This is a genomic window from Saccharopolyspora sp. ID03-671 (genome assembly GCF_045278815.1).
GTDB lineage: Bacteria > Actinomycetota > Actinomycetes > Mycobacteriales > Pseudonocardiaceae > Saccharopolyspora > Saccharopolyspora ipomoeae.
Window position 1 is genome coordinate 6,026,748 of the sequence record NZ_CP134054.1, and the last position, 16,717, is coordinate 6,043,464.

17 protein-coding genes are annotated in these 16,717 nt (G+C 71.0%); 8 read left to right on the plus strand and 9 right to left on the minus strand.

Translation table 11 applies throughout. From position 1 onward, the window contains the following. Positions 1–48: 48 nt before the first annotated feature. From REH65_RS27925 to hisD, 6 genes are all read right to left on the minus strand, one after another. Complete coding sequence (locus REH65_RS27925) at positions 49–735, minus strand: zf-HC2 domain-containing protein (protein WP_406689760.1); 687 nt, start codon at positions 733–735, stop codon at positions 49–51. 362 nt (positions 736–1,097) lie between these two features. Beyond that, positions 1,098–1,646: a sigma-70 family RNA polymerase sigma factor gene (locus REH65_RS27930; RefSeq protein ID WP_406689761.1), complete on the minus strand. Its 549-nt coding sequence runs from the start codon at positions 1,644–1,646 to the stop codon at positions 1,098–1,100. A gap of 119 nt (positions 1,647–1,765) precedes the next feature. After that, positions 1,766–3,154: a glutamate decarboxylase gene (locus tag REH65_RS27935; RefSeq protein WP_406689762.1), complete on the minus strand. Its 1,389-nt coding sequence runs from the start codon at positions 3,152–3,154 to the stop codon at positions 1,766–1,768. A 52-nt stretch (positions 3,155–3,206) separates the two neighbouring features. Next, positions 3,207–3,602, minus strand: coding sequence for a hypothetical protein (locus REH65_RS27940; RefSeq protein ID WP_406689763.1), 396 nt, complete (start codon positions 3,600–3,602; stop codon positions 3,207–3,209). A 171-nt stretch (positions 3,603–3,773) separates the two neighbouring features. Further along, positions 3,774–4,934 carry an ester cyclase gene (locus REH65_RS27945; protein WP_406689764.1) on the minus strand — a complete coding sequence of 387 codons (1,161 nt, stop codon included), beginning with the start codon at positions 4,932–4,934 and terminating at the stop codon, positions 3,774–3,776. Next, positions 4,931–6,259: a histidinol dehydrogenase gene (hisD, locus tag REH65_RS27950; protein ID WP_406689765.1), complete on the minus strand. Its 1,329-nt coding sequence runs from the start codon at positions 6,257–6,259 to the stop codon at positions 4,931–4,933. The genes REH65_RS27945 and hisD overlap by 4 nt, the downstream gene beginning before the upstream one ends. A gap of 325 nt (positions 6,260–6,584) precedes the next feature. Between hisD and REH65_RS27955 the strand changes: the two genes are divergently transcribed. After that, the gene (locus REH65_RS27955; protein WP_406689766.1) at positions 6,585–7,868 is read left to right on the plus strand and encodes an MFS transporter; all 1,284 of its coding nucleotides are present in this window, start codon (positions 6,585–6,587) and stop codon (positions 7,866–7,868) included. 5 nt (positions 7,869–7,873) lie between these two features. On the opposite strand, the gene REH65_RS27960 is transcribed toward REH65_RS27955, so the two are convergent. Beyond that, on the minus strand, positions 7,874–8,788 hold the full coding sequence (locus REH65_RS27960) for a LysR family transcriptional regulator (RefSeq protein ID WP_281453567.1): 915 nt from the start codon (positions 8,786–8,788) through the stop codon (positions 7,874–7,876). Between the two features lie 101 nt (positions 8,789–8,889). Here REH65_RS27960 and REH65_RS27965 point away from each other — a divergent pair, with 101 nt between their 5' ends. The 6 genes from REH65_RS27965 to REH65_RS27990 all read left to right on the plus strand — a co-directional run bounded on the left by REH65_RS27965 (position 8,890) and on the right by REH65_RS27990 (position 13,491). After that, a complete protein-coding gene (locus REH65_RS27965) occupies positions 8,890–10,026 on the plus strand; it encodes a cupin domain-containing protein (protein WP_406689767.1) in 1,137 nt (378 codons plus the stop codon). After that, positions 10,023–10,691 carry an alpha/beta fold hydrolase gene (locus REH65_RS27970; protein WP_406689768.1) on the plus strand — a complete coding sequence of 223 codons (669 nt, stop codon included), beginning with the start codon at positions 10,023–10,025 and terminating at the stop codon, positions 10,689–10,691. The genes REH65_RS27965 and REH65_RS27970 overlap by 4 nt, the downstream gene beginning before the upstream one ends. Then, a complete protein-coding gene (locus REH65_RS27975; RefSeq protein ID WP_406689769.1) occupies positions 10,688–11,446 on the plus strand; it encodes an SDR family NAD(P)-dependent oxidoreductase in 759 nt (252 codons plus the stop codon). Before REH65_RS27970 ends, REH65_RS27975 begins: the two co-directional genes overlap by 4 nt. Then, positions 11,443–12,168, plus strand: a complete 726-nt coding sequence (locus REH65_RS27980) for an HpcH/HpaI aldolase family protein (protein ID WP_406689770.1) — start codon at positions 11,443–11,445, stop codon at positions 12,166–12,168. The genes REH65_RS27975 and REH65_RS27980 overlap by 4 nt, the downstream gene beginning before the upstream one ends. Before the next feature lie 79 nt (positions 12,169–12,247). Next, complete coding sequence (locus REH65_RS27985; protein ID WP_406689771.1) at positions 12,248–12,853, plus strand: TetR/AcrR family transcriptional regulator; 606 nt, start codon at positions 12,248–12,250, stop codon at positions 12,851–12,853. Beyond that, the gene (locus tag REH65_RS27990) at positions 12,850–13,491 is read left to right on the plus strand and encodes a VC0807 family protein (protein ID WP_406689772.1); all 642 of its coding nucleotides are present in this window, start codon (positions 12,850–12,852) and stop codon (positions 13,489–13,491) included. The genes REH65_RS27985 and REH65_RS27990 overlap by 4 nt, the downstream gene beginning before the upstream one ends. Before the next feature lie 61 nt (positions 13,492–13,552). Here REH65_RS27990 and REH65_RS27995 read toward each other — a convergent pair whose 3' ends face one another. Further along, positions 13,553–14,542, minus strand: coding sequence for a LacI family DNA-binding transcriptional regulator (locus REH65_RS27995; RefSeq protein WP_406689773.1), 990 nt, complete (start codon positions 14,540–14,542; stop codon positions 13,553–13,555). Positions 14,543–14,756: 214 nt separating this feature from the next. Here REH65_RS27995 and REH65_RS28000 point away from each other — a divergent pair, with 214 nt between their 5' ends. Beyond that, the gene (locus REH65_RS28000) at positions 14,757–15,710 is read left to right on the plus strand and encodes a thermonuclease family protein (RefSeq protein ID WP_406689774.1); all 954 of its coding nucleotides are present in this window, start codon (positions 14,757–14,759) and stop codon (positions 15,708–15,710) included. A 7-nt stretch (positions 15,711–15,717) separates the two neighbouring features. Here the strand turns inward: REH65_RS28000 and REH65_RS28005 are convergent, their stop codons facing one another. Beyond that, a complete protein-coding gene (locus REH65_RS28005; protein WP_281453558.1) occupies positions 15,718–16,509 on the minus strand; it encodes an SDR family oxidoreductase in 792 nt (263 codons plus the stop codon). Positions 16,510–16,717: the final 208 nt, after the last annotated feature.

The following is a 16,717-nucleotide window of genomic DNA, read 5'->3' on the forward strand; positions in this document are numbered from 1 at the left end:
TCTGCGCGGTGGGAACCCCCGAAGGCGGCTCCGCCGCGTGGAACGGTCCTAACTCGCCTCGCGGTAAGCGGTCGGGCCGAGTTCGCGCGGGGGCGCGGGTTCGCCGGGGTCCTCGGTGGTGGCGGTGTGCTCGCCGGGTCGCGCGCCGTGGCCCGGTCCGGGATGCAGGTCGCGGTGATCGCGGCGGATGATCAGCAGCAGCGCCAGCGCCACCAGCAGCGGCAGGTGCGAGACCAGACGTCCGGCCGTGACGACGCCGCTGATCAGGTCCTGGACGCTGACGATGGTGAGCACGGCCAGGAACGCGCCGAGCACCGGCAGCATCCCAGCACCGGCCCGGACCCGCCAGGCCGCCCAGCCGAACCCGGCTCCCAGCGCCAGGTTCCACGCGGTGCTCTCGTGGAACACGTGCCCGGCCATCGCCTCGTGCCCGCCGGCGCCCACCAGCTGCAGCGCTCCGAGGGCGAGCTGGACGACGGCGACGGCACCGAGCAGCACCCGCGGCCAGCGCCGCACCGCGGGCGCGGGCAGCGACCGCATCACCGACGCGGTCAGGTCGGGCGTGCTGGGCACCGCCCGCACCCGCAACGACCTGCTCAAAGCCGCGGCACGGGACTCCCAGTCCCGGCACCCCTCGCACCCGGCGAGATGTCGCTCCACCTCGGCCGCGGCCACCGGCGGCTCCTCACCGTCCAGCCGCGCCGACAGCGCCTCCCGGCACACAGAACACTCCACACCCCTACTGTCGCCCGAGCACCCGAAAAAGTTCCCACCGGGGGTTCAGTCGGGTTCGTTCGTCGGCCGGGGACGGTTTTTCCTCGAATCACCCATGATCAACGTCCGTTTTGTCCGGACAGTTCTCACTAAAACCGTCACCTGGTGACGGACCACGAGCACCAGGCCCTTACCCAGATCGAGGCTCCGACACTCGTGGGTGGTGGGGGGAAGTTTTCATGAAAACTTCCCCCCACCACCCACGAGTGACAGAGCGTCCTCACCGGCGCCGATCCCCTCAGGGGTGGTGCAGTTTTCATGAAAACTGTCGTGACCTTGAGGGGGTGACAGTTTTCATGAGAACTTCCCCCGCGAACCCGAGGTCAGCCGGTTTCTTCGTCGGGGTGGGAGCGGGTGGCGAGGAGCTGGCCCCGGGCTCTGGCGACTCGGGAGCGGATGGTGCCGACGGGGCAGCCGGTGATGTGGGCGGCTTCGGCGTAGGGGAGGCCGAGGACCTGCGTGAGGACGAGGGCTTCCCGGCGGGGGTCGAGGTCGGCCAGGAGGAGGTTGAGCGCGACGACGTTCTCGAAGCCCGAGTCCGGGGAGTGCGGCTCGGTGTCCGGGCTGGTGCGGGTGGTGCGGGGGCGCGAGCGCTCGTAGCGGATCTGGTCGACGACCACGCGGCGGGCGATGCTGAGCAGCCACGTGCGGGCCGAGGAGCGGGCGCTGAACCGGCGGATGCTGCGGAAGGCGCGCAGGAACGTCTCCTGCGCCAGGTCGTCGGCGAGGTGCGGGCCCGCCAGGTGCGCGACGAAGCGCCAGACGTCGTGCTGGCTCTCCCGCACGAACGCCTCCATCGCGTGCGGGTCACCGCGGCGCGCCTGCAGCGCGAGCTCGGTCAGCCGCGCGTTCGCGTCCTCGGAACGACTCATAACCGGGCAGGCTAGTCGGCCGCGAGCGGGACCTGATCAGCTGATCGACTTAGCGTGACCCGACGCACCGGCTCCGTGCAGGGCTTTCCCGTTCTCCGGGAGTTTTTCCCGGCCTCGGCTCAGTCGCGGGATGAACCGGCGCCGTGGGCGAAACCGGCCGAGTCCCGGCCGCGCGCCGGAGCGGTCTGCGCCCGCAGCGTCGGCAGCGCGCGCCGCAGGTCGTCGAGCAGCAGATCCGCCAGGTCGTGGCTGAAGCCGTTGCGCACCACGATCCGCAGCACCTCCAGATCCGTGCGGTTCGCCGGGAACGCGTAGGCCGGGACCAGCCAGCCGCTGGCCCGCAGAGCAGCGGAGACGTCGAAAACGGAATAATCGGTCACGTCGTCGCGGAGCTTGACCGCGAACGCCGGGATGTGCCCGCCGTCGGTGAGCGGTTCGAACGGCCCGAGCTCGGCGAACTCGCGGGCCAGCCGCATCGCCACGTCGCGGCACTCCTGCTGCACCCGGCGGTACCCGTCGAAACCCAGCCGCAGGAACGAGAAGTACTGCGCGGCGACCTGCGCACCGGGCCGGGAGAAGTTCAGCGCGAAGGTCGGCATCTCGCCACCGAGGTAGTTCACCCGGAACACCAGCTCCTCCGGCAGCGCCTCCGCCGTGCGCCACACGACCCAGCCCACACCCGGGTAGACCAGGCCGTACTTGTGCCCGGAGGTGTTGATCGAGGCCACCCGCGGCAGCCGGAAGTCCCACACCAGCTCCGGGTCCAGGAACGGCGCGATCATCGCCCCGGACGCGCCGTCGACGTGCACCGGCACGTCCGGCCCGCCGCGCGCCGCCAGGTCGTCGAGGGCGCGGCAGATCTCGGCGACCGGCTCGTAGGAGCCGTCGAACGTCGAGCCCAGGATCGCCACGACACCGATGGTGTTCTCGTCGACCCGCTTCAGCGCCTCCTCGGCCGAGAGCGTGAACCGGTCGCCCTCCATCGGCACGTAGCGCGGCTCGACCTCGAAGAAGTTCGCGAACTTCTCCCAGCAGATCTGCACGTTGGAGCCCATCACGATGTTCGGCGTTCCGGAGCCCTTCCAGCGCCGCTTGAGGGCCAGGCCGGCGAGCATGCACGCCTCCGACGACCCCGTCGTGGAGCAGCCGACGACGTGCTGCGGGTCGGGCGCGTGCCACAGCCCGGCGAGCATCCGCACGCACCGGTCCTCCAGGGCCGCGGTGCGCGGGTACTCGTCCTTGTCGATCATGTTCTTGTCGAAGCACTCCGACATCAGCCGCGTGGCCTGCGGTTCCATCCACGTCGACACGAACGTCGCGAGGTTCAGCCGCGCGTTGCCGTCGAGCATCAGCTCGTCGTGCACGATCTGGTAGGCGACCTCGGGATCGGTCCCGTCGGCGGGGAACTCGTAGGCCGGCACGTGCACGGGTTCGCGCGTGAAGATCGGGTTCACCGCGAGCTCGTCGCGGTGCGGGCGGGGCGTGTTGTCCGGATGCGTCAGCGGCACGAGCCCAGGTTGCCCGCCGAGCTAGCACCCGGCAGCGCCGGAGCTCACCCGATCAGGTGGAGACGTGGGCGCGGCGCGGGTTCGGCCGGATCGTCATCGTGCGGCGCAACTGCGCGGGAACGGCGCAGTCCGGCGGCGGGGTCAGCATCGCCAGCGGCGCGTCGGGCGCGCCGGGCCGGGGGAGTGAGAGGAGTGCGCGGATCGTCCACTCGGCCGGGGCGTGGTAGTGCCAGGACACGATGCGCGGCGCGAACAGGTCGGCGTCCTGGCCCAGCGGCATCCGGTAGGCCGTCGCGTCGTCCTCGGCGTGCAGCACGAGGACGTCTGCGCAGGTCTTCCAGCGGTAGGCCAGGCCGACGGCGTTCGGGTCGTCGCGCGGCCCGAACACGTAGGACTCCCAGCCGTTCTTCCGCATCTCGTCGAGCTGAGCGTCGACCTCGGAACTCACGTGCACCGCCCCCTCGCGGCCGTGCGTGCAACGTCGGATGTGCCACTACCCGTTGGTAATGTCTAGCACATCCGGGCCGCCGCTGGGGACGATTATTCCGATTTCGGCCCGCATCGGCCGAAACCGCCACCCGGAGCTCCGCGAGAGCCCCAGGTGGCGGGTGTTGAGCGGTCAGACCAGTTCCGGTCCGCCGTCCTCGGCGACGAGCTGCGCGATCACGTCGAACTCGTTGAACAGCGACCACTCCTCGACGATGCGACCGTGCATCACGTAGAGCTGCGACATGCCCCAGAGGTGCGCCCGCTTGCCGGTGGGCTTGCCGTACAGACCGACGCCGCGGTGCGTTCCGGCGCCCGACCAGCGCACGGAGATGCTGTAGCCGTCGTCGTCGTTGCCCATCCAGTACACCTCGTCGACCTGCACGCCCAGGTCGGGGAAGGTGGCCAGCAGGCTGCGGGCCATCGCCCGCACGTCCGAGCGGCCCCAGCCGGTGCGGTTGGTGGTGCCGTGCCAGCGCACGTTCTCCGCGTAGAAGCGGTCGATCGCGCTCAGGTCGCGCCGGTTGAACACGTTGTGCCACAACGCCCGGACCGAGCCCTCCACGTCGAAACCGGACCTGTTGTCCGGCTCCGGCAGCAGGACCGGCTTGCGCCCGCCGACCAGGCGCAGCGCCTCCGACGACGGGCGCTCGGAGACCGGGGTGAGCCCGCCCTCGCGGGCGTAGGTGCGCGCGGCCTCGGCCACGTCGATGCCGAGCTGCTGGAGCTTGGCCGCGGTGTTGTAGAGGACCCACTCCTCGTAGATCTCGTTCTGCCACACCACGCAGTTGGCCATCACCCAGGTCTCCAGCTTGCGGCCGGTGGGCGGGCCCCAGCGCCAGGGGCCGGTGTGGTGGCCGATGTTGATGGCCCGGTGCGAGGTCACGAAGCCCTCGGTGTCGCTGCCGGCCCAGATCACGTCGTCGGCGTAGTGGCGGCAGTCCGGGAACGCGTTGATGCTCTGCGTCGTGCCGTCGATGAGCCGCTCGACCCCGTACTTCACGCCGCTGTCGTCGTAGAGCCGGCAGCCCTGGGCGTAGGTGTCGTAGATGTAGCCGATGTCCTGGTCTTCCCAGATGCGGTGGGTGATCCGGACGATGTAGTCGACGATGTCGGTGTAGGCGTCCTCGAAGCCCTCCATCGACTGGCGCCGCTCGCCGCCGTAGTTCACCCCGCCCAGCGTCACGCCCGCCCCGGGGCGCACGGCGATGCTGAAGTCGCTCGGCATCGTGCGCTTGCCGGACGTCATGGTGCCGCCGGGGGAGCCGGTGGGCTGCTCGGAGATCTCGGTCATCGTGCGTCGCCTTCCCGGAGGCGCTCCAGCCGCAGCGTCGCGGTGGCCTTGTGCGCCGCCATGCCCTCGTAGTCGGATATCGTCTCCACGGCCTCGGCCAGCAGCGGCGTGGCCTCGCGCGAAACGCGCTGGTAGGTCAGCGGTTTCAGGAACCGCGAGACCGACAGGCCCGCGCTGTGCCGGGCGCCGCCCGCCGTGGGCAGCACGTGGTTGGTGCCCGCCATGCCCTTGTCGGAGTAGGCGACGGTGCTCCAGGTGCCCAGGAAGATCGAGCCGTAGTTGCGCAGCGCGTCGTGGTAGTAGTCGTCGTCGGCGGTCTGGATCTCCAGGTGCTCGGGAGCCAGGTCGTCCATCAGCGCCACGGCCGTCTCGCGGTCCTGCGCCCAGGTCACCGAACCGTAGTCGCGCCAGGCCGGGCTCGCGATCTCGGCGGTCGACAGCGACGCGAGCTGCTTGTCGGCCTCCTCGACGACCTTCTCGCCCAGCTCGCGGGAGGTGGTGACCAGCGCGGCGGGGGAGTTGACGCCGTGCTCGGCCTGGCCGAGGAGGTCGGCGGCCACCAGCTCCGGGTCGGCGGTCTCGTCGGCGATCACCGCGACCTCCGACGGTCCGGCCAGCAGGTCGATGGCGACGCGACCGAACAGCTGCCGCTTGGCCTCGGCGACGAAGGCGTTGCCCGCGCCGACGATCATGTCCACCGGCTCCTCGCCGAGCAGCCCGAAGGACATCGCGGCCAGCGCCTGCACGCCGCCGAGCACGAACACCCGGTCCACGCCCGACAGGTGCGCCGAGTAGACGACCGCCGGGTCGGCCCGGCCGTCCTTGCCCGGAGGCAGGCACGCGATCACGGTCGGCACGCCGGCGGCCTTGGCCACGCCGACGGTCATGAACGCGCCCGCGGTGAGCGGGAAGCGGCCTGCGGGCAGGTAGGCGCCGACGCTGCCGACCGGCACGTAGCGGTACCCGGTGGTCAGGCCCGGGGCGAGCTCGACCTCGGCGTCGGAGAGCCCGGCGCGCTGCAGTTCGGCGAAGCGACGGGTGCGCTCCGCTCCCAGCTCCAGGGCCGCGCGGTGCTCGGGCGTGAGGGCGTCACCGGAGGCCCGCACGGCCTCGCGGGAGAGCTCGACGTCGGGCGCGTCCCAGCCGTCGAGCTCGCGGGCGTAGCGCAGCACGGCGTCGTGGCCGTCGCGCTCGATCTCGCCGAGCATCTCCGAGACGCGCTGCGCGACCGCGGGGTCCTGCTGCGCGGCAGGGGTTTCCGAGGGCGCTTTGAGGTGGTCGAACCGCCCGGCGAGGGTGCCGAGCAGCCGTGGGCTGAATCGCATGGGGCGAACGCTAAGCGGGTCTGTACCACTGGACAAGAGTGGAGTTTCTTGTAGAGGGCATAGGTTCACCCTATGCGATCACGATGCGCTAATCCGTATGCACATCGCGTGGTGGCCGCTCGAAGCTCTCGGTCAACCGGGAGACATCCGTATGCATGTGGGTCTTGACACACGAATCGGGCGCTGCGACTCTCTTGCGAATCCCGCCGACTCGTCCGATCGAGCAGCAGGCATGCGCGGGCTGCGGAAGCCCGCCCGGATCTCGGAGCAGCGATTGTCGACCTCAACTCCCGTGCCCGAAAAACAGGCGCAGTCCTCAGAACCGATGCGCAGGGCCGTCACGGCCGGCACCATCGGCAACTTCGTCGAGCAGTTCGATTTCGGCATCTACGGCTATCTCGCGCCGGTCATGGCACCGGTGTTCTTCCCCTCGCAGAACCCCGTCGTCGGGGTCCTGAGCACCTACGCGATCCTCGCCATCGGCACGATCATCCGCCCGCTGGGCGGCATGATCCTCGGCCGCTGGGGAGACCGCTTCGGCCGCCGATCGGTCCTGCTGTGGACCATCGCGCTGATGGGTCTGTGCACCGCGCTCATCGGTGTGCTGCCCACCTACGAGCAGGTCGGGATGCTGGCGCCGCTGCTCCTGCTGCTGATGCGCATGATCCAGGCGCTGATCTCCGGTGGTGAGTACGTCGGCGCCATCGCGTTCGTCGTCGAATGGGCCCAGCCCAAGCGGCGGGCCTACTACACCTCGTTCGTCTCCATCAGCGTGTTCGTCGGAATCCTCGGCGGTGCCGGGACTTCCGCGCTCACCGCGGTGGTCTTCGACGACGCCGCGCTGCAGAGCTACGGCTGGCGCATCCCGTTCCTGCTGGCGCTGCCGCTGAGCCTGATCGGGCTGTGGGTCCGCAACCGCGTCGGCGAGACGCCGGAGTTCGTCAAGGCCACCGCCGACGGCGCCGACGTCGTCAAGGCCCCGCTGACCGAGGCGTTCAGGTCGCAGTGGCGCGAGATGCTGGTGTTCTGCGGCGCGTCGATCACGCTGGCGATCGTGTCCTACACCTGGGTCACCTACCTGCCGGAGTTCCTGTCGTCCAACGTCGGGCTCTCGCGGGCGGAAGCGCTGGGGTCCAACGCCATCTCGGTCGCGGTGATCATCCCGCTGCTGCCGCTGGCGGGTGCGCTCTCGGACCGCATCGGACGCCGTCCGATGCTCATCACCGGCTACCTCGCGGCGCTGGTGCTGGTCCCGGTGGCGTTCTGGGTGGCTCAGATGGGCACCTTCACCGCGGCGGTGATCGCGCAGCTGATCTACGTGATCCCGGAGTTCTTCCTGACCGGCATCGTCACGGTCTGCGTGGCCGAGATGTTCGCGACCAAGACCCGCTTCAGCGCGGGCGGTGTCGCCTACAACTCCTCGTTCGCGCTGTTCTCCGGCATCACGCCGTTCGTCTCGGCCCTGCTGGTGAGCACCTTCGGCACGATCTACGCCGTCTGGGGCTACCTCGCGATCGCCGCGGTGATCTCCCTGGTCGTGGTCATCAAGTGGATGGAGGAGAGCTACCGCCTCGACCTCACCACGGGCAAGCCGATGGTGCAGCAGTAGTCGAATCACGTGCTCGCCCAGGAGGTCCCGCTGCTGAGCAGGGTCTCCTGGGCGAGTCGCGCGAGTTCCCGGGTCGCCGGGGACAGCGTGCGGTTGCGGCGGTGGATCAGGGCGATGGTGTCGTAGAGCGGTTCGGCGAACGACGCGGTGTGCAGCTCGGCCGGGAAGCGGCGGCTGTCGACCACCGCGCGGGAGGCGATGGTGTCGCCGATGCCCTGGGCGGCCAGCCGCAGCGCGGACTCCACGTGCTCGACCTCGATCCCGGCGTCCAGCGCGACCCCGGCCAGCTGGGCCCGTTCGGCGAGCTGGCGCCGGGTCGGGTCGTTCCAGCCGTAGCGCGCGTCGTAGAGGATCAGCGGCGCGCTGGTCAGGTCCTCCATCGTCACCGGGCGCTCGACGCGCTCGGGATCCGGGCTGACGTAGAGGACCTCGTCGCGGGCCAGCGGTGTGACCGACAGGGCCTCGTCGTCGATGGGCAGCACGACCAGCCCGGCCTCCAGGTCGCCGTCGCGCACGGCTGCGGCCGTCTCCGCCGAGTTCTGGCCCACCAGGCGGACTTTCACGTCCGGGTAGCGGTCGAGGAACTGGCGCACCAGGTCCGACAGCAGGTAGTAGTCGGCGTTGCGCAGCAGCCCGAACGTCGCGGTGCCGCCGCTGAGCGAGTTCAGCGCGCGCACCGCCGCGCCGCCGTGGTCGACGGCGGCCAGGGCCTGCTCGGCGAAGGGCAGCAGCTCGCGCCCGGCCTCGGACAGGGTGAGCTTGCGGCTGCCGCGCACGAACAGCGCGGTGCCCAGCTCCTCCTCGAGGCGGCGGACGAGCTCGGACACCGACGGCTGGGCCATGTCGAGCTCGCTCGCCACCGCCGTGAACGTGCCGAGCCGGTGCGCGAGCAGGAAAGCGCGCAGCTGGTTGAGGGTCACGAGCGAACCCTACGACACCGGTAGACGGTTTCCCGGGCGCTCTTGACAGCGCCGTTCACGACGCGTTTTATCGATACATACGTATTCACACGGAGGTGCTGATGTCTCAGGTCGAGGTGACCCGGCAGGAGCTGGAGCGGCGGACGATCCGGCGATCGGACTTCGTCTCGTGCAACCAGGCGTTCATCGACTGCCGCACACCGGGTTCCGACCGCAAGGAGAACTACTCGATGATCGGACCGGGGGTGACCCAGAGCGCGAACCAGGTGGTCAACCTGCGCGAGGCCCACGGCTACAACATCGGTGCCGCCGCGATGCCCCACGGCATCGTGAACAACCTGCACCTGCACTTCACCGCCGAGGTCTTCATCTGCTTCCGGGGTGAGTTCCTGCTGCGCTGGGGCGCCGACGGGCAGGAGGGCGAGCTGGTGCTGCGGGAGGGCGACATCGCCTCGATCCCGACCTGGATCTACCGCGGCTTCACCAACATCGGCCCCGACGACGGGTGGTTGTTCACCTGCCTCGGGCACGACGACACCGGCGGCATCATCTGGGGTCCCAGCGTGCTGCGCGAGGCCGAGGGGCACGGGCTGTTCCTCACCGAGGACAACCGGCTCATCGACACCGTGGCGGGGGACGAGAAGCCCGACGAGTCCGAGCTCAAGCGGCCGATGAGCGATGAGGACATCGCCGCTCTGACCGCCTACCCGGTGGAGAAGATGCGCAAGCGCGTCGCCACCGCCGACGACCTGAAGTGGTCGGCCCACGCGGTGCTGGGCGCGGCGCTGCCGGGCGGCGGGGCGGAGCTGGCGCAGGTCATCGGCTTCGGCATGACCGAGGACCGGTTGCAGGAACCGGTCATCTACAACCCGCACGGCCACAACATCTCCTGGCTGCGCGCGGCCCCGGGGGAGGGCGTGCTCACCCACCGCCACCCCGAGACCCAGGTGCTCATGGTCTTCGACGGCGAGTGGGAGGTGACGCTCAACCGCGAGGAGGAGATCAGCGTGACGCTGGGGCCGTGGGACATGCTCTCGGTGCCGGCCGGTGCGTGGCGCAAGATCCGCAACGCCTCCGACGGCACCGCGAGCATGCTGGTCATCAACAGCGGTGACGGCCGGGTCCTCCTGGAGTGGGACGACGAGGTCGTCAAGGCCGCCGCGGACGCCGGGGTCGGCGTCGACCACAACGGCTACCTGGCCCCGTTCCACCTCATCCCGCGACCGGTGGGCAAGTGACGCCGACGGTCCTGGTGCCCGGCATGCTCTGCGACGCCGACCTGTGGTCGGACCTGCCGGAGCTGCCGGGCGAGGTGGTGCACGCCGAGATCACCGAGCCGACCATCGGGGGCATGGCCGAGCAGGTCCTGTCCTCCGTGGACGGTGAGTTCTCGCTGGTGGGGCTGAGTCTCGGTGCGATCGTCGGGTTCGAGGTGCTGCGGCGTGCTCCGGATCGGGTGCGCGCGTTCGGCGCCCTGTCGACCAACGCCGGAGCACCCCGTCCGGAGCAGCGAGCGGCCTGGGAGCGCCAGGCCGCGAGCGACTTCGACGAGGTCGTGGCCGAGATCCAGCCCGCGATGTTCGCCGAGCCCAGCAGTCCGCTGCGGGAGCGGTTCCTGGGCATGGCCGGGCGCGTCGGTCCGGAGGTCTTCCGCGCCCAGCTGGCCGCGCAGGCCACCCGGGTCGAGGCGTACGACGCGGTCGCGGGCTACCCCGGCCCGGTCCGGGTGCTCTGCGGTGATCGGGACGCGTTGTGCCCGACCGGTTTTCACGAGGACATCGTCGGGCACGCGCAGCGCGGGCGGCTGCACGTGCTCTCCGGAGCGGGCCACCTGCTGCCGCTGGAACGACCGGCCGTGGTGGGCGCGCTCATCGGGCGACTACTGGAACGAGGAGAACGATGACCACACCGCTCACCGGGCGCACCGCCCTGGTCACCGGCGGCGGCAACGGCCTGGGGCGTGCGATGTCCCGGGCGCTGTCGGCCGCGGGGGCCCGGGTCGTGGCCGTGGGCCGCAGGCGCGAGGTGCTGGAGGAGACCCTCGACGGCCTCGACGGGCGGGCCGCGACCTGCGACGTCTCCGACCCCGATTCGGTGTCGGAGCTGGCCGAGGAGCTGGCGGGCGAGGAGATCTCGATCCTCGTCAACAACGCCGGGATCGCCGGACCCGTCAAACCGCTGCTGGAGATCGAACCCGACGAGTGGGACGAGGTCTTCGACATCAACGTGCGCGGCGTGTACCTGATGTGCCGGGCGTTCCTGCCGCCGATGGTCGAGCGCGGCACGGGTGACGTCGTCAACGTCGCCTCCGTGTCGGGCAAGCGGCCGCTGCTGAACCGGACCCCCTACTGCGCGTCGAAGACGGCCGTGATCGGCCTGACCACGACGCTGGCCGGGGAGGTCGGCCCGCGCGGGGTGACGGTGAACTCGCTGTCGCCCGGGCCGGTGGAAGGACCGCGCATGACGCGCAACTTCCGCCTCGAAGCCGAGCGCAGCGGCATCACCGAGGAAGCCGCGGAGCAGGAGTTCGTCTCCCGCGCGCTGCTGCGGCGGATGGTGACCGAGGACGAAGTCGGACAGGCGCTGGTGGCGATGCTGCAGATGCGCGGGATGTGCGGAGCCGACATCGACCTGTCGGCGGGAATGGTGGGCCGATGACGAGTGTGAAGCAACGGGTTCGGGCGGGGGAGCGGCTGCACGGCGGGCTGCTCCGGCTGCCGTCGGAGAACCTGCTGGAGATGGCCGCGGTGGCGGGCCTGGACTACGCGGTCATCGACTGCGAGCACGGTCCCTCCGACCTGCTCAACCTGCAGCAGCACCTGCAGATCGCCGACGCCCACGGGCTTCCGGTGCTGGTCAGGGTCGGCGAGGACGAGCCGGCGCTGATCCTGCGGGTGCTCGACCTGGGCGCGCAGGGCGTGATCGTCCCGCACGTCGACACCCCCGAGCAGGCGCGCCAGGTGGTCGCCGCCGCGCACTACCCACCGCTGGGCGAGCGCGGCTTCGCCACCTACAGCCGTGCGGGCCGCTTCGGCACCAACTCGATCGCCGAGCACCTGGCCGCCGCGGAGCGGACCACGATGGTGATCCCGATGCTGGAAACGCCGCTGGCCTGCGACAACACCGCCGCGATCCTCGCGGTGGACGGCGTGGACACGATCCTGGTGGGTCCGGCGGACCTGTCGGTGGCGATGGGCCGCGTAGGCCCGTCCGATCCGGAGGTCCAGGCCCGGTTGTCGCAGGTGGTCTCGGCCGCCGGGGGTGAGCCGCTGATGACGATCGTGGGCTCGGCCGAGCAGGGCGAGGAGGCCCCGCCGGGGCTGGTCCTCTACAACCTCACCCACATCCTCATGCAGCAGCTGCGCGCACTGGCTCGCTGAGCGGGTGGCCCCTTCCCAGCATTTTATCCGACTGATGTAGTGTTTATCCAGTCGGATAAAAACTGGGGAGGGACCGGTCGTGGCACGGACGTTCACCACCGAGGCCCGGCGGACTCAGATCGTGCGCGCCGCGATCGAGACCATCGCCGAAGTCGGTTACGCCAAGGCGAGTTTCGCGCGGATCACCGAGAGGGCCGGGCTGAGCAGCCCGCGTCTCATCTCCTACCACTTCGCCGACAAGGACGACCTGCTCCGCCAGATCGTCCTGGAGGTCTTCGGCGCTGCCTCCGAGGAGATGACGCCGCGCATCGACGCCGAACCGACGATGACCGGCAAGCTGCGCGCCTACCTGGAGTCCAACCTGCGATTCCTGCGCGAGCACCCGGCCGAGATCACCGCGCTCACCGAGATCGGCCCGCACCTGCGCACCGCCGACGGCGAGGGCTACACCAGCGTCGGCAGCCAGGACCACAGCGTCGCCGGGCTGGCCGAGATCCTCGCCGAGGGCCAGCGCAGCGGGGAGTTCCGGGACTTCGACACCCGCTCGATGGCGGTGCTGATCCGCGCGAGCGTCGACGCCGCCGCGCAGCGCGTCCGCGACGGATCCGACGTCGATCTGGAGCTCTACCAGCGCGAAGTCGTCACGGCCATCGACCTCGCGGTCCGCGCGGGAGCTCCGGCGTGAAGGACGACCTGCGGCCGCTGCTGCGCCGGATCGGCCCCGACCTGCTCGGACCCGTCGCGGTCTACTACCTCGCCCGCATCGCCGGGCTCGCCCCGACCGCGTCCCTGCTGCTGGCCGCGGCCGTGCCGGTGATCCGCGCCGCGCGCTCCTACGTCACCGACCGGCGGGTCGGCGGGGTGACGCTGTTCGTGCTCGGCGCGGTGGCGCTCAGCGCCGTCATGTCGCTGGTGACCGGTGACCCGCGACTGCTGCTGGTGCGTGCCGCGTGGGGCACCGCCGCGCTCGGAATCCTGCTGCTGGCAACGCTGTTCGCCCGCAGGCCGCTGCTCTACAGCGCGGCGGCGGCGATCTTCGACGACCAGCGCGGAGCCGAGTGGGCCGCCAACTGGGAGCGCTACCCGGCCTTCCGCCGCGTGCTGTGGTCGTGCACCGCGTTCTGGGGTGCGATGTTCCTGCTGGACGCGGCCGGGCGCGTCGTGATGGCGCTGACGCTGCCGGTCGATGTGGTGCCGCTGCTCGACGACGTGCTGCTGGTCGTCGTGGTCGTCCTGCTGCTGGCGTTCCAGCGGATCGTCGGCCGCCGCATGCTCCGCAACGCCGGACTGCGGCTGAGCGGAACGACGATCTCGGCGGTGTGAGAGTTGCTCCGCGTGGCGGTGCGGGTGGCGGGACCTGAGCGCCACCACGCACGTGCGGCCCCTAGCGGGCGGCGTGGGTGCCGCGCAGGACGAGTTCCGGGGTGAACAGCGTGCGGCGGGGTTCGTCGTCGCGGGATTCGATGCGCTGCACCACGAGACGAGCCGCCTCCTGGGCGAGTTCGGCCAGGTCGTAGTGCACGGTGGTGAGGTCGAAGGCCTCCCACGCCGCCATCGGGATGTCGTCGAAGCCGACCAGCGTCAGGTCCTCCGGGATGCGCACGCCGCGCGCCTTGGCGGCGTTGAACGCGCCGATCGCGATCACGTCGTTGCCGCAGAACACCGCGCTCGGCGGCTGCGGGCCGTCCAGGACCTCGGCCAGCGCCCGGTACCCGGTGTCGAAGTCGAAGGGGCCGCGCCGCACGGCGTCCTCGGGCAGCCCGATGCCCGCCTCGGACAGCCCGAGGCGGAAGCCCATCTCGCGGTCGCGGCCGGTGGTGGTGTCGGCCGGGCCGCCGATGTGGGCGATGTTCCGGTGCCCCAGCCGCGCCAGCTCGCGGGCGACGAGCCTGCCGCCCAGCTCGTTGTCCACCACGGCGGCGTCGGCGGGCTGACCACCGGCCTCGCGGTTGAGGAAGACGAACGGCAGCTCGCGCCGCTGCAGGTCGTCGGGCAGCCGGGAGCCGACGGTCGCGGTCGCCAGCACGACGCCGTCGATCGAGCGGTCCAGCAGCCGCTGGCTGGCCACCGCGGTCTCGGAGCGCTCGGTGAACAGCATCATCCGGTAGCCGTGCTGCTCCAGCTCGTCGTGCAGCGGCCCGATCAGGTGCGGGTAGAACGGGTTGGTCAGGTCGGTGACCACGACGCCGATGCGCTTGGTCATCCGCGTGGACAGGCTGCGGCCGGTCTCGCTCGGCACGTAGTTGAGCGCATCGGCCGCGCGCTGGACCCGCTCCCTAGTAGCCTCGGAAACGCGCTGATCGCCGCGCAGCGCCCGCGACACCGTCGGCTGCGACACTCCCGCCAGACGAGCCACGTCGCGACTGGTGATCAAGGCTTTCCCTCCTCGGCAGATCTGCATACGAATACTACTCCAGCGTGATCGCCGTGGTACCGGAGCGATCAACTCCGGATGAATACGTATGGAGCGGCCCGTTCCGACCGGACGCCGTTGCTCCGGTGGGGTGGTGTTCCGGGTGATCTGACCACGGCCACTCGATCGGGTGAGGGATCATCGTTCTCCGAACCCGAGCGCAGTGAGGAGTCCGATGGTCTTCGGGATCGTCTACCTGGTCGGCATGGTGGCGACGGTGGTCATGAGCGTGCTGCTCTGGCGGCAGCGGGCCCGGCAGGGTCGCGCGTGGCCGTGGGTGATGGCCGGGGTGGTCGCCGCGGTGTTCTGGCCGCTGACGCTCTGGCCGGCCGTCGGCGCCCACTGGTACCGGCGGGGCGGCTCGAAGCGGGCACCGCTGATCGCGGGGACGTCCGCGCTCGCTGCCGTGATCGCGCTGCTGGCGATCGGCGGGCTGGCCGAGCACGACGAGCGGGCGCAACCGGCCGGGCCGCAGGTCCTGCGGGAGCCGAGCTCGCCGCCGCCGTCGGTGGCCACGCCCTCACCCGTCGTCGCGCCCGGGCCGCCGCAGGACCAGGCGCTGGTGCTCGACGTCCTCGACGACGACCGGGTGCTGATCCGGGTTCCCGGTCGCGACCCGCAGGTCGTGCGCCTCGCCGGGCTGCAGACGCCACCGGCGGGGGAGTGCTGGGGTGCCGAGGCCCGGTCCTTCGCCGAGCGGACGCTGCGCGGGGTGACGGTGCGCGCCGCCTTCGGCGTCGGCTGGAGCAGCGGGCGCAGTCCCGACCCGGAGGTCTCGCTGATCCTGCCCGACGGCGCCGAGTACTCCTCGCTCGCGCTGCAGCAGGGCGCGGCGGAGTTCTACCCGCAGTCGTTCCTGGCCGAGGGCCTGACCGCCGAACTCGTCCAGGCGGAGGCGACCGCGAAGACCGCGGGCCGCGGGCTGTGGGGCGAGGGATGCCACCCGCCGGTGCAGGCCGCCCCGGTGCCCGCGCCCGCTCCGGCACCCGGCTCCAGCGAGGTCGTGCTCCCCGCCTACTACGCCGACTGCGCGCAGGCCCGCGCCGCCGGCGCCGCTCCGCTGCACCGCGGCGACACCGGCTACACGTCCAAACTGGACGGAGACGGCGACGGAGTCGCCTGCGAGTGACCGGACCTCACACGTCGGGGATGGGGAGGGGCATGTTGGGGGTGACGAGACCCCCGTCCACCGCCAGGACCTGGCCCGTGACGTAGGACGAGGCCGGGGAGGCGAGGTAGAGGATGGCCGCTGCGACGTCCTCGGGGGTGCCGATGCGGCGGAGCGGGGTGTGCTCTTCGAGGGTGGCCTTCATCGTCGGGTCCGCTGCTACGACTTCGAGGGCTTCGGTGAGGATGGCGCCCGGGGCGACCGCGTTGACGCGGATGTTCGGGTTGAGGTCGGCGGCCATCATGCGGACCGCGTGGTCCAGCGACGCCTTGGCGGCGCCGTAGGCGAGGTAGCCGCGCCCGACGAGGTGGCCGGTGCTGCTGGAGACCATCACCACGCTCGCCGAGTCCGACCTGGTCAGGTGCGGCACGGCCTCGCGCACCAGCCGGACGCCGTGCACCACGTTGTTCTCGAAGGACTTCCGCAGCGCCTCGTCGTGGGTGTCGGTGAACGGCCGCGGCATCGAGCCGCCGGTCACGCTCACCACGACGTCGAGCCGTCCGAGCTCCTCGGCGGCCCGGGTCACGGCCGCCGAGACGGCCTCCGGGTCCCCGGCGTCCGTCGGGATCGCCACGGCGCGTCGCCCCAGCTCGCGGGCCTGCTTCGCCACGGACTCGATCTGCTCGGGCGTGCGGGACAGCACCGCCACGTCGGCCCCGGCCTCCGCCAGGCCCAACGCGGTCGCGGCCCCGATCCCGCGCCCGGCCCCGGACACCAACGCCACCCGGCCGTCCAGCCGGAACATCGGCAACGTCGCCAAACCCGCCTCCTCACCTCGTAGAACCCCGATCTCAACGGAAATCGGGATCCCGACTTCCATTGAAATCGGGTCCTCGACCTCAGCCCGAAGCCGGGACAAGCAAGTGCTTGGTAGGCTATCGGGTCGGTCGGCGGGTTGGCCAGGGTCGGTCCGCGTCGAGTTCGCGGGTGAGGGCGTCGAGCAGCAGGAACCGGTCGGATGCGCGTTC